The organism is Halomonas citrativorans, assembly GCF_014898005.1.
Lineage (GTDB): Bacteria > Pseudomonadota > Gammaproteobacteria > Pseudomonadales > Halomonadaceae > Vreelandella > Vreelandella citrativorans.
This window is the reverse complement of the sequence record NZ_JABUYX010000021.1, coordinates 18,468-31,714: the sequence shown is the minus strand read 5'-3', so window position 1 is coordinate 31,714 and position 13,247 is coordinate 18,468. Positions and strand designations below refer to the sequence as shown.

The 13,247-nt window shown below is 52.8% G+C and carries 10 protein-coding genes; 3 read left to right on the top strand and 7 right to left on the bottom strand.

Translation table 11 applies throughout. The features are described 5' to 3' along the window. Positions 1-69: 69 nt before the first annotated feature. Complete coding sequence (locus tag INT20_RS14785) at positions 70-1,770, bottom strand: SulP family inorganic anion transporter (RefSeq protein ID WP_193057196.1); 1,701 nt, start codon at positions 1,768-1,770, stop codon at positions 70-72. A gap of 262 nt (positions 1,771-2,032) precedes the next feature. Here INT20_RS14785 and INT20_RS14780 point away from each other — a divergent pair, with 262 nt between their 5' ends. Then, on the top strand, positions 2,033-3,688 hold the full coding sequence (locus INT20_RS14780) for a methyl-accepting chemotaxis protein (RefSeq protein ID WP_193057195.1): 1,656 nt from the start codon (positions 2,033-2,035) through the stop codon (positions 3,686-3,688). Here the strand turns inward: INT20_RS14780 and rarD are convergent. Then, positions 3,674-4,567 carry an EamA family transporter RarD gene (gene rarD, locus INT20_RS14775; protein WP_172118779.1) on the bottom strand — a complete coding sequence of 298 codons (894 nt, stop codon included), beginning with the start codon at positions 4,565-4,567 and terminating at the stop codon, positions 3,674-3,676. The two genes, INT20_RS14780 and rarD, sit on opposite strands and share 15 nt — an antisense overlap. A gap of 71 nt (positions 4,568-4,638) precedes the next feature. On the opposite strand from rarD, the gene INT20_RS14770 reads away from it, so the two are divergent. Beyond that, positions 4,639-5,454 carry an amidohydrolase gene (locus INT20_RS14770; RefSeq protein WP_193057194.1) on the top strand — a complete coding sequence of 272 codons (816 nt, stop codon included), beginning with the start codon at positions 4,639-4,641 and terminating at the stop codon, positions 5,452-5,454. Then, entirely contained in the window at positions 5,454-6,158 is a 705-nt protein-coding gene (locus tag INT20_RS14765) for a pseudouridine synthase (RefSeq protein WP_193057193.1), read from the top strand. Before INT20_RS14770 ends, INT20_RS14765 begins: the two co-directional genes overlap by 1 nt. 134 nt (positions 6,159-6,292) lie before the next feature. Here the strand turns inward: INT20_RS14765 and INT20_RS14760 are convergent, their stop codons facing one another. From INT20_RS14760 to INT20_RS14740, 5 genes are read right to left on the bottom strand one after another with little or no spacing between them, the layout of a single operon-like run. Next, complete coding sequence (locus INT20_RS14760; RefSeq protein WP_264299235.1) at positions 6,293-7,885, bottom strand: ABC transporter ATP-binding protein; 1,593 nt, start codon at positions 7,883-7,885, stop codon at positions 6,293-6,295. Next, the gene (locus INT20_RS14755) at positions 7,878-8,951 is read right to left on the bottom strand and encodes an ABC transporter permease (RefSeq protein ID WP_172118775.1); all 1,074 of its coding nucleotides are present in this window, start codon (positions 8,949-8,951) and stop codon (positions 7,878-7,880) included. The genes INT20_RS14760 and INT20_RS14755 overlap by 8 nt, the downstream gene beginning before the upstream one ends. Positions 8,952-8,953: 2 nt before the next feature. Next, the gene (locus INT20_RS14750) at positions 8,954-10,027 is read right to left on the bottom strand and encodes a microcin C ABC transporter permease YejB (protein WP_172118774.1); all 1,074 of its coding nucleotides are present in this window, start codon (positions 10,025-10,027) and stop codon (positions 8,954-8,956) included. A 32-nt stretch (positions 10,028-10,059) separates the two neighbouring features. Beyond that, entirely contained in the window at positions 10,060-11,985 is a 1,926-nt protein-coding gene (locus tag INT20_RS14745; RefSeq protein WP_193057191.1) for an extracellular solute-binding protein, read from the bottom strand. 33 nt (positions 11,986-12,018) lie between these two features. Then, complete coding sequence (locus INT20_RS14740) at positions 12,019-13,230, bottom strand: transglycosylase SLT domain-containing protein (protein ID WP_193057190.1); 1,212 nt, start codon at positions 13,228-13,230, stop codon at positions 12,019-12,021. Positions 13,231-13,247 lie beyond the last annotated feature (17 nt).

The following is a 13,247-nucleotide window of genomic DNA, read 5'->3' as shown; positions in this document are numbered from 1 at the left end:
TCGTAATTATACTGTAGCTGATTAATCGCCGTTTAGAGTAGCCAGTTATACGCATGTTATCCATCTTATCTACGAAAAATCTCGCCAAGCTGCATAAGTGCTCAAAAAAACCCGACCTGTTAGAGCGTCCAGAAAGGCGCTCTTTTTAAGCTTGTCCATGACAGGACCTTTCACTTCCGATAAATGAAGTTTGACGTTGGAATCTTTGAGTCGCGCATTGATGGCATCAAGGCTTTCCAGCGCAGAGGCATCAATTAGGTTAACCGCTGAACAAATCAGTACCACATGCTCAAGTTCAGGATGACTGGCCACCAGATTATAAACAGTATCTTCCAGGTAGCGAGCATTGGCAAAGTAGAGGCTTTCATCGATACGTAGCAGTGCCACATGGCTAATGGTTTCTACATTATGGCGGTGGGTATTACGAAAATGTTCGGTATCCGGTACCCGGCCAACCAGTGCACTGTGTGGGCGACTGGTACGGTAAAGAAATAGCGCTATCGATAATGCAACACCGCTCATAATACCGGCTTCAACTCCCTCGACCAGCGTCAATAAAATGGTCACGGCCATTGCGGCAAAATCGCTGCGCGAATAACACCAGGTTTGACGCAGCATGGAAATATCTACCAGCGTTAAAATAGCCACCGTAATGGTGGCGGCCAGGGTGGCAATCGGCAGGTAATAAAGCCAGCCGGTAAATGATAAGGTGATAAGTGCAATGCCCAGAGCCGCAAACGCCCCGGCCGCTGGGGTTTGGGCTCCGGCGTCATAGTTGATCACCGTCCTTGAAAGCCCCCCTGTTACCGGCATTCCGCTGGTAACACCCGCTGCCAGATTGGCGGCTCCCAAGCCGATCAGTTCCTGGTTCGGTGAGATGCGCTGGCGCCGTTTTGCCGCCAGCATTTGGCCCATGGACACGGACTCGACAAAACCTACCAGGCTAATCAGCAGCGCCGGAATTAACAATGCTCGCCATAAGGAGGCGTCCTCCCACGGAAAGCTAAGCGCTGGCAAGCCGCTTGGAATAGCGCCTACGACCTTAACGCCTGCCTCTGTGAGTTGCCAATGCCAGGTAATAAACGTAGTTGTAACGACGGCAAAAACAGGCCCCGCCTTGGTGATTAAGTCAGCAAGCGCGGCAGGAAGGCCCAGTGCGCTAAGCGTTTGCTTCCCATAGCGACGCATGGCAATAAGAAATACCAACGTGCCTGCGCCAATCGCAAATGTGTAGGGGTTAAATTGAGGCAGGTTGGGGAGTAGCGTCATCACACGCTCAGTTAGCGTGAAGCCGCTACTGGAGACGCCTAAGAGACTCCCTAACTGGCTTGCTGCAATGAGTATTCCTGAAGCGGTTAAAAAGCCAGAAATGACCGGATGACTTAAAAAGTTACTTAAAAAGCCCATCCGTAGCGCGCCCATCGCGACTAATATAGCGCCAGAAAGTAATGAAAGTACCAAGGCTGCCTGTAAGTAGGCATCAGTGCCTGGCTGCGCTACGGAAGCGAGCGCTGCGCCAGTCATCAGCGCGATAATGGCAACGGGGCCTACGGCGAGCGTACGGCTTGTCCCCATTAGGGTGTATAGAAGCTGCGGCAGGATACTGGCATATAATCCGACAACGGCTGGCAGTCCCGCTAGTAATGCATAAGCAAGCGATTGCGGAATGACCATGATGGTCACAATGATCCCAGCAAGCACATCAGCACCCAGCAGGCGTCTATGATAGTGCGGCAGCCAAGTGAGAATAGGTAAATAACGCTTAAACATGGGCTCCGGGCCATCAGGCATCAATGGTTTTTAAGAACCGTTGGTTCTTTTATTAATCCTTATATTAACGCGTTATGCCAGTAATTACGGCTCGGCTTCTTAAATAAGCCACCTCTCTTCCCCCAAAGTGTTACTTATTTCATCAGCATAACCCGTTAAGCTCGTTAAGAAAATTGGGCGCCTCTTGGCGTTTTGCTTACCGCTGTCCACAAAAACGCCGACAAACGCAGCTCGATAACCTTAATTACAAAAGAGTCCCTCTATGCGCCTACTTCGTGTGCTGACACCATTGATATTGCTCGGATTATCGGTTTGGTTGGTTGCCCTAGCGGGTACCTTTAAATACCTGGCACTTATTTGCGCCGCGTTAGCGGGGGCGGGGCTGGTCGCTAATGCGCTGCTCAGTGTTTTTATGGCCGACCAGCAGCGTCTTGCCCAGCCTGTTCGTGGGCCAAAACCGCTCAAGGATTACGCGTCGCTTCGTGCGATGGCGTATCGCTTAATGAAACGGGCAAGCAAAACGGCCATTGCTTCGGCGGAGGTCTCTCACTATGCCGATCTTATGGACCAACGTCTTATCAGGCAGGAAGCGATGGCGCATGAAGCATCCTCAAGCATGAACGAAATCAATACCGCTATTTTGCAAGTAAGTACGAGCGCGACTCACGTGGCCACATTGGCAGAAAAGGCGCGCGATGCCAGCCATCAGAATCATGACGAGCTGACGGATATTGTCAGCGATATGAGCCATGTGGCCGAGCGCTCAGATCAGGCGTTAGAAATGTTGACTGCGCTTAATGACAAAATAGAGCGGGTACGCAATGTCACCGAAATGATTGAAGGCATTGCCGAGCAAACCCATTTGTTATCACTTAATGCGTCGATTGAAGCGGCCCGGGCGGGTGAGCATGGCAGTGGGTTTGCCGTGGTGGCCGAAGAGGTACGGAGCTTGGCGCTTAAGACCTCAACCGCGACGCAGAACGTAGAAACGCTGGTTAAGGATATGCATCAAAGCGGCCAGGGAGTTGTCTCTACGATGGGCGCGATAATGGTGCGTATTCGAGAGCGCTCCGAAGGGCTGCAACAGGTAGGCAAACGTCTGGCCACCATTACCCAAGAGTTTGATCAGGTTCAGCATGAGACCACAAGCGTCGCCACCGCCATGGAGAGCACCAAAACCCATAGCCAGACCGTTGCCGAGAGTCTGCGTCAATTAGAGAGCGACGTAGATGAAGGTAATCACAATATGCATGATTTGGCTGCGCAGGCGCGTTCGTTAATGGAAGCGGCTGAAGGGGTGGATGGTGAGCTGGCTCAGCAGCGCCTTCAGGGGCGGCATCAACAGGTATTTAAAGCGGCTCGCCAAACGGCTGACCGCATTGGCAAGCTATTGGAAAAGGCCATTTCCCGCGGAGAGCTCGTAGAATCAGCCCTTTTTCAGCCAGATTATCAGGCACTTCCGGACACTCGGCCAACGCTCTATCGCACAGGGTTCGACAACTTTACCGATCAATATTTACCAAGTGTGCAAGAGCCTCTGCTGACGGAATATAGCTTGAGCTATGCGATTGCCTGTAATCGTGATGGCTATGTGCCTACTCACAATGAGGCGGTTAGCCGACAGCCCACGGGCGATATGGAACATGATTTAAAGTACTGCCGCAGCAAGCGTATTTTTGATGACGCGACGGGAAGTCGATGTGGTGCTCATCAACACCCATTATTGCTTCAAACCTATAAACGCGATACGGGCGAGATCATGCATGATCTATCGGTACCGATTTTTATCCATGGCAAACACTGGGGTGGTTTCCGGGTTGGCTATCAGCCAGAGGGGGTAGAAGAGGCGAGCTCTGCCCTGACATTATCGCATTCAGGGCAAGAAGCGTTAGCGGATAGCGGCCTAGTGCGGGCGTGATTGCCAGGATGACCAGGAATAGAGCGCAAGCCCAAACCAGATCATAATAAAAGTGGCGAGCTGTATGGTGCCCAGCGGTTCACCAAAAATGGTTAAGGCGATCAAAAACTGAATTGTAGGGTTGATGTACATCAAAAAGCCCAACGTCGAGAGCCGTAAGCGTCGAGCCGCACCCGCGAAAGCCATCAGCGGTAAAGCGGTTATTACGCCGCTTACCGCCAGTAAAACGCTCGTTGGTACATCAATCATGAAGTGTGAATTACCCTGCCAGCTAAGCCATGTCAGGGCGAGCAGAGCCAGCGGGAACAGCAGGAGAGTTTCTACAAACAGTCCTGATAAACCGTCCAGCGGCACCTGCTTTCGAAAAAGCCCATAGCTACCAAAGCTGAGTGCTAGCATCAGGCTGATCCAGGGCAATTCACCCAGTAGTGCAAATTGGATGGCAATGGCCAAGCCTGCAAGGCCTAACGCCACTAACTGAAGACGTGCCATCACTTCACGCAGCACCAGCACGCCCAGTGCCACGTTAACGAGTGGCGTTAAAAAATAGCCAAGGCTTGCTTGCAACACCTGATTGCTTTCCACCGCGTAAATATAAAGCCCCCAATTGAAGCCGATTAACACGGCGCAAATCAGTACACGGCCTAAACGGCGAGGCTGGCTCAACGCCGTTATCACGGGGGACCAACGGCTTAACATCGTGATGAGTACCACAAGAAAAACACACGACCACACTATGCGGTGGATAAGAATTTCAAACGCTGGAATACCGTCAAACAGCGCGAAAAAAAGCGGGAAACACCCCCACATTATATAGGCTGCTAACCCAAATGTGACGCCTTTGATGGCCTGTGGATCACGCGCTGGAGGGGAATGCATAGCAGCCTCATTATTTAAAAATGCTAATCTACCACATAATTGCGAAAACATACTGGCAAAGGAGACGTGACATGAGTCAGCTAAGAACGAGCCTGGTACAGTGCGATTTGCGCTGGGAAGACCCACAGGCCAACCATGATCATTTAGTCCGTTTGCTGGGCGATCTGGACAGCCGTGACACCGATCTCATCGTATTACCCGAGATGTTTGCAACGGGTTTTACCATGAACTCGCGCGAAATGGCCCAGCCCATGGCGCAAAGTCAAAGCGTCGCCTGGCTGCAAGCGCAAGCTAAAGCGCGTAACTGTGTCATAACCGGGAGTGTGGCCATCGTTGATGACGGCCAGTATTACAACCGTATGATATGGGCCACGCCCGAGGGTGATATCCGCCATTACGATAAACGCCACTTGTTTCGTATGGCGGGCGAGCATGAACGCTATGGTATGGGCAGCCAGCGTGAAATAGTCGAGCTCAAGGGGTTTAAGCTACTGTTAAGCGTTTGCTATGACCTGCGTTTTCCTGTTTGGTTGCGTCAACAGCCAGCAGCGCAAGAGCACTTCGAGTATGATGCGCTACTGTGTGTTGCCAACTGGCCAGCACCGCGTCGGCAGCCTTGGCGAACACTGCTTCAGGCTCGGGCGGTGGAAAACCTTGCGTATGTCGTGGGGGTTAATCGCGTTGGTGAAGATGCCAAGGGTCTTGCTTACAGTGGCGACTCCATGCTGGTCGATTTCAAGGGCGAACCGCTCATCGACCACCCTGAAAATACGCCGTTTATTGAAACGGGGACGCTTGATAAAACGGAGTTAAATGCTTTTCGTGAAAAATTTCCTGCCTGGCAAGATGCCGACCACTTTTCGTTACTGCCAGGAGTGGGCCAATAATGCGCCTTGATCGATTTTTAAGTGAAACCACACCGCTAACGCGTAGTTTGGCAAAACGAGCGCTTAAAAATGGCGACGTCACGCTTAATGGTGAGCCTATTAAGCAGTCAGCCACCCAGATTGATACCGAGCAGGATGAGGTGAAATTCAACGGCGAAACGCTTTCGCTGGTCGGGCTTCGCTATGTAATCATGCACAAGCCAACGGATGTTGAGTGCACTGCCAGGCGCGGGCTGTACCCACGGGTAATTGATTTGATTGATTTGCCCAAAGTAGAGCGTCTTCAACCAGTAGGGCGGCTGGATGTTGATACCACTGGCCTTATACTGATGACTGATGATGGCCAGTGGTCACATCGTGTTACTTCACCGCGTCATCGTTGCGCCAAGGTCTATATCGCCGACTTGGCTGAGCCTATGGAAGGCAACGATGCGGAGTGGGCAATCAATCAGGTAGCCCAGGGCATTCTGCTGGATGATGAAGAGACGCCAACGCAGCCTGCGTTACTCCGGTTTATAACGCCTCTACAAGCGGAGCTTACCCTGACTGAAGGGCGCTATCATCAGGTTAAGCGTATGTTTGCCGCGTTGGGTAACCATGTTAACGCGCTGCACCGTCAATCTATTGGTGATGTTGTATTAACGGATGATTTGGGCCCCGGGGAGTGGCGCGAGTTAACGCAGGAAGAAATCGACAGCTTCTAAACTCAGCCGCTAAGCGCACTTGGCCAAACGGCAGTAGGTCAAGTGCGTATTCAATACTCGACTTATACCGTTATCTTGCTTCTTTAAACAACGCCTACTATCAGAGTCATCTGCTTACATTTTTCAAAGAAACGCTAGGCAGAAAAACGTGGCAAATGGGCGGCGGCAATCAGCGATTGAGTATATGCATGCTGAGGCGAGGACAGCACGTCAAGGCAGGGGCCCTGTTCGACCACTTCACCATCCTTTAGCACCATAATACGGTGCGCCATGGCACGTACTACGGCTAAGTCGTGGCTAATAAATAGATAGCTAAGCTGACGACGCTCCTGTAACTGACGAAGTAGCGTCACAAGCTGCTTTTGTACGGTACGGTCCAGCGCTGAGGTAGGCTCGTCCAACACGAGAAGTTCAGGCTCTAAAATAATGGCTCGGGCCACGGCTATTCGCTGGCGCTGTCCGCCGGAGAACTCATGGGGATAGCGTGCCGCACAGCCTTCAGGTAACCCCACCTCAAGCAGCGTTTGTTGCACACGCCGGGTAACTTCATCGAGTGAAAGCGCGGGATAGTGAAAACGTAGCCCCTCACTCACGATATCAAACACCGGCATACGCGGTGAAAGCGCACCGTATGGGTCCTGAAATACCATTTGTAATCGATGACGCTGGTGCCGTAGCGCATTGCCCGTAAGCTGGCTCAAGGTAGCATCACCCAAGATAACGTCTCCCTGACTGTGCACCAAGCGCATAATCGCGGATGCCAGCGTCGTTTTACCTGAGCCTGATTCGCCGACAATGCCCAGCGTTTCACCGGGCGAAATACTCAAGTCGGTTGCTTTAAGCGCTTCAAAGGGGAGAGGCTGGCGTTTGAATAGCCCGGTTTTGGGGCGCTGAAAACTAACGCTTAGCTGGCGAGCGGTTAATAAGGGCGCCGTATTGGCCGGCGCTGCCGGGCGGCCTTCCGGCTCCGCTGCTAACAGTGCTTTGGTGTAATCACTTTGTGGGTTTTGAAAAACCTCTTCAACTGGCCCCATTTCCTGAATCTTACCGCGATACATCACACAAACCCGCTCGGCATAGCGGCTTACAAGATTCAAGTCGTGGCTGATAAACAGCATGCCCATGCCATGCTGATCGCGAAGCTCTTTTAAAAGGCCGAGTATGTTTTGCTGGACGGTGACATCCAGCGCGGTCGTCGGCTCATCGGCGATTAGTAGTGCTGGGTTATTGGCAATGGCCATGGCAATCATGACGCGCTGACGCTGACCACCGGAGAGTTGATGAGGCCAGGCATCCAACAGCTCATCAACGCGGGGCAGTTTCACTTGTTCAAGCAGTTCTCTGGCCCGCGCTCGCGCCGCTTGCCCACTTAACCCTTGATGCAGGCGCAGGGTTTCCCCAATTTGCTTACTGATACGGTGTAAAGGGTTGAGTGATGTCATGGGTTCTTGAAACACAAACCCTACGCGGTTGCCACGCACGCTGTTCCAATCGCGCTTGCCAAGTTGATTGAGGTCAGTCTCCTCTAGCCAGCGCTCGCCGCTTATCATGGCATTACGGGGTAAAAGGTTGATAGCCCCCAGTGCTGAAACGGACTTGCCCGAGCCGGATTCACCCACAATCGCCAGAGTTTCGCCTGCATTGACCGTTAATGAAAGCGCATCTACCACTACATTATCATCAAAGGCAATCGTGAAATCCGTTAGCCGAAGTAGTGGTTTAGGCATGTTGGGTGTCCTGCGCAGGCGTTTGGCGCTGATTAATGTGGCGTGGGTCGAAGGCATCGCGCAGCCCTTCACCAATAAAGACAAGCAAGGAGAGCATCACGGCAAGCGTCATGAAGGCGGTAATACCCAGCCATGGCGCGTGCAGATTATTTTTACCCTGAGCGGCAAGCTCCCCCAGGGATGGGGAACCTGGCGGCAGGCCAAAGCCCAAAAAGTCGAGTGCTGTTAACGTACCAATCGCCCCAGTAAACAGAAAGGGGATAAACGTTAGAGTAGCCACCATGGCATTCGGCAGGACATGGCGCCACATAATCAGCCGAGACGGCAATCCCATGGCTTTTGCTGCTCGCACGTATTCCAAATTGCGTGCTCGTAAAAACTCGGCCCGCACAATATCGACCAGGCCTAGCCATGAAAACAGCAGCATAATGCCCAGCAGCCACCAAAAACCGGGTTGCACGAAGCTTGCTAAGATAATCAGCAAAAACAGTACCGGTAGCCCCGACCATATTTCAGTGACCCGTTGGCCTATAAGGTCCACCTTGCCGCCAAAATACCCCTGCACACCGCCCGCTAGAACGCCTAACGCCAGCGACCCTGTCGTAAGCACTAACGCAAAAAAGACAGAGAGCCGAAAACCGTAGATCACGCGGGCCAGCACATCGCGCCCTTGGTCATCCGTGCCCAGCCAGTGGCGGCTATCCGGGGGGGCTGGCGAGGGTTGCTGCATCTGCATGTCCAGCGTTTGATAGGAGAACGGAATAAGCGGCCATATGGCCCAGCCGTTGTCGCTAATTTGCTGTTGAATAAACGGGTCCAAATAGTCAGTACGGGTGGGAAGAAAACCCCCGAAATCTGTTTCCGGATAATCCACCAGTAAAGGTGTATACCACTGCCCGTCGTAGTTCAGGATAAGCGGCTTGTCATTGGCAATCAGCTCGGCAAACAGGCTAATAATGAACAGCACGCCAAACAACCAAAGCGATATCCGCGCGCGACGATTTGCTTTAAAGGCGGCTAAACGGCGCTGCGTAATGGGTGATAGTCGTGATGTAAAACCGCTCATTTTCACGACTCCCTCGTTGCAAAGTCGATGCGTGGGTCAACCCACACATAGGTCAAATCGGATATCAGCTTTAGCACAAGCCCGATGACCGTGTACAAAAACAGGGTGCCGAAGATGACCGGATAATCCCGCTGCATAACGGCTTCAAACCCTAGAAGGCCCAGCCCATCAAGCGAGAAAATCACCTCAATCAGTAGAGCGCCGGTAAAGAAAATCCCAATCATCGCGGCCGGCAATCCCGCAATAATGATGAGCATGGCGTTACGAAAAACATGACCGTACAAAATGCGCTGTTCGTTAGCCCCTTTGGCGCGAGCGGTGAGCACGTACTGTTTATGAATTTCGTCTAAAAAGCTGTTCTTGGTCAGCATGGTAAGCGTGGCAAAGCTGCCGATAGCGGCCGCCGTGACGGGCAAGGTGATATGCCAGAAGTAGTCTTTTATTTTGCCGCCTAGCGAAAGGTCCGCAAAATCTGGAGAGGTTAGCCCTCTGAGGGGAAACCAGTCCCAATAGGTGCCGCCCGCAAACAGCACAATCAACAGGATGGCGAATAGAAAGCCCGGTATCGCATAGCCGACAACCACCAGCCCTGAGGTCCACACATCAAAACGTGAGCCGTGGCGCAAGGCTTTACGAATACCTAGTGGAATGGAAATCACATAGACCAGCAGGGTGGTCCACAAGCCCAGAGAAATGGATACCGGCAGGCGCTCAATTATCAGCTCGACCACCGGGCGGTCGCGGAAAAAGCTGGTCCCGAAGTCGAGCGTAAGATAATCGGTCATCATGCCGATAAAGCGTTCATGGGCTGGCTTGTCGAACCCAAACTGCTGTTCCAGCTGTTCGATAAAGCGGGGATCAATACCCCGTGCGCCCCGCGAATCATCGCTTACTTGAACATCTGCGCCGCCCATGTCTAAACGTGTGCTGGCCATGGCGTTGGCGCCTTCAAAACGTGCTAGCATCTGATCAATGGGGCCGCCGGGCGCGGCTTGAACGATCATGAAGTTAAGCAGCATGATGCCGAGTAGCGTCGGTATCATCAGTAGCAGTCGGCGTAGGGTGTAACGTGCCACAGAGTGCACTCCAATCGTTATTATTTAGCCCTTCAGCGACGCCGGTGGCGTCGCTGTAATTCTGCTTCACGGTCGGTATCGACCCACCAGGCATCTAAATCCATCGCGTATTTCGGGAAAGGCTCTTGATAGCCGAACTTGTCCCATACTGCAATACGCGTTTCGCCGGAGTGATAGTGGGGGATGGTGTAAAAACCCCAGCGCAGCACCCGGTCGAGTGCGCGCGTCGCCGTATCCAGTTTCTCCCGGCTCTTTGCGCTAATAATGTCCTCGATTAATGCATCCACTGCCGGGTGAGCGAGCGCCATTCGGTTACGGCTTTGCGGCGCTTTGGCGGCCTCACTACTCCAGAAGTCGCGCTGTTCGTTACCGGGGTTATTGGATTGGGGGAAATGGCTGATCACAATATCGTAATCGTAACTACGCTGGCGATTAAGATATTGGTTAATGTCCACGATCCGCATGGTGGTCTGTACACCGAGACGCGCCATATTGCGCAGCATAGGCTGTACCACACGCTCAAGACTCGCATCGTAAAGCAGCACTTCTAACTGTAAGGGCTTGCCTGTTTCAGTATGAACCAGTACGCCGTCTTCCACCTGGTAGCCCGCTTCGTTCAGCAATTCGAGCGCCCGGCGTAAGCGTTCGCGCAGGTCCGTCGGCTGGTCGATAGGGAGTGCATCGGTAAATATTCGCTCAGAGCGATGAGAGGCTAAAAGCTCCTCTCGATAAGGCTCAAGCAGGGCGAGTTCTTCCTCTGACGGCAGGCCATCAGCTTGCATCTCTGAGTTCTGGAAATAACTTTCGGTACGCTGATAGGCGTTATAAAAAATATTGGTATTCAGCCAGGGAAAGTCGAATGCCAGGCTGAGCGCTTCGCGTACGCGCGGGTCCTGGAACTTCTCCTTACGAAGATTGAATACGAATGCCTGCATGAGTGAAGGATTTACATCAGGCACCGTGATGCGTTTCACCAACCCTTCGCGATACGCCGGGAAATCGTAGCCAATGGCCCAGGTCGCCGCACGGGCATCGGTCCTGAAGTCGGTTAAGCCCGCCTTGAATGCCTCCCAGGCAATATCCCTGTCTCGGTAATAGTCGTAAACCACGCGATCAATATTGTAGCGGCCGACATTAACGGGCAGGTCTTTACCCCAGTAGTCGTCGTCCCGCTGATATACGATGCGCCGGCCTGGGTCGACGTCACTGATGCGATAAGGGCCGGAGCCTGGGTGTGCTGCCAGTGTCGGAGCGGTAAAGTCACGGGGTTCCCAGTAGTGGCGGGGGAGGATCGGTAACTGTGTGACGATTAATGGTAATTCACGAGACTCCGTACTGCTAAATTCGAAGCGAACCTGGTGTTCATTTAGCGCAATGGCGTTATCAACATCGGCATAGTAACTGGCGTAAAAAGGATTACCCTCTTCACGCAGCAGGTTAAAGGAGAACACCACATCGTACGCGGTTACCGGCTCGCCATCTTGAAAACGTGCTTCGGGGCGGAGGTCAAACTCAATCCACTCCCGTTCAGGGTCCAAGCGGACGCCTTCCGCCAGTAATCCATACACGCTGAAGGGCTCGCCTGGATTGCTGGTCATTAACGTATCGTATATCTGGCCTACGCCGGTGGCCGGCGTGCCACGAATGATAAAGGGGTTGGTGGAATCAAAGCTGCTGCCCACGGCGGTGTGGGTGATGGTGCCGCCCTTGGGAGCCAGTGGATTAACATGAGGGAAATAGGCAAAGTCGGCAGGTAACTCAGGGCTATCGTAAAGTGACAGCCCATGCACCGTTTGAATAGAGGTATTGTTGCTTGCGACGTTATCTGCAGGCGTTAGGCTATTGCCAGCCATGATCTGCGGTTGAGATTCAGCCTCTGTCGGTTCTGCAAAGGCTGACATACTCATGATGAAGCAGCTAACGATTAGCAGCGTCTTTACAAACACACCACGTGGCATTGGTTACGTCCCATGTGAGCAGATCTTGTCAACTCATTGCCCTGAAAGTGTCAGGAGTTGGCCTGGTTGTAAAGCATTAGGTCGATCAAGCGCATTCCAGCGTATCAAGTCATTTTGGTTAACCTGGTAGCGGCTGGCAATGGCGGATAGGTTGTCTCCACGTTCAACACGATGAACGTTGGGCGCTTGTGTCGAGGCAAGCTCGCTAGACGTGGTTTGCGAAAGCTGAGCTAATACCTGTGTATCGGCTTCCTCAGGTACTAAAAGCGTTTGTACATTGCGGGGGTCGATGCTGCCGTTAAGCAGCCCAGGGTTTAGCTCCGCTAGCGCTGATTGGCTTACATCTAAAAGCTGTGAGGCTTGAGCGATACTTAAGGGTTGCTCCAGTTTTACTTTGGCAAAGGCCGGGTCCATGTGAATGTCTGGCAGGTTAATATCAAAGCGTTCCGGATCATTAATGATGGTCGCGATCGCTTTTAGTTTGGGAATGTACTGCATGGTTTCATGCGGTAACGATAGATTCCAGTAGTCACCCGCCAGCCCCTGATTTTGTGCCTTGCGTAGAGCGCGATTAACGGTGCCCGCTCCGGCGTTGTAAGCCGCCAACGAAAGCATGATGCCGCCCTCATACCACTGATCCGCCTGCATCTCAAGGTAATCAAGCGCCGCTGCGGTGGAAGTGAGTACGTCCAGGCGCCCGTCATAATTGCCGTTACGAACCAGACCCAACGCATCACCTGTGTTGGGCATGAACTGCCAGAGCCCCGCTGCGCCACGATGGCTGCGCGCGCTGGGGTCGAAGGAGCTTTCGACAAACGGAATCAAGGCGATTTCGCCGGGTAGGCCGCGATCACTCACCTGCTGAGTGATCCAGGCAAGCCAGGGCGTGGCGCGCTCAGTAATTGTGGCTATGTTTTCGGGGCTGGCGCGATAATATTCGATCCACTCATCAACGCGGGCCTGAGCGCTGGGGGGCAGTGTTAGCTCCTGCCACTGAAACGTTTGACGCAGCGCTGTCCAGGCATCCTGATGCTGAAGCTCCAGGTCTTCCCAAAAACTGGTGTGAAAAGACGTCGAAGCCGCCTGCGCTGAAGACGTGTGCTCTGTGTAGGAAGTAGCGCTATTAGAAGGGCTATATGAGAGTGCTGAGGCTTGTGAGTTAGCGGCAGCGGCCAATAACAAGCCCATAATTACCGTACTGCCAGCGCTTAATACCAAGCGCTGTCGCATCGTTCGATAGGTCATAGTTTAATTCATTTGGT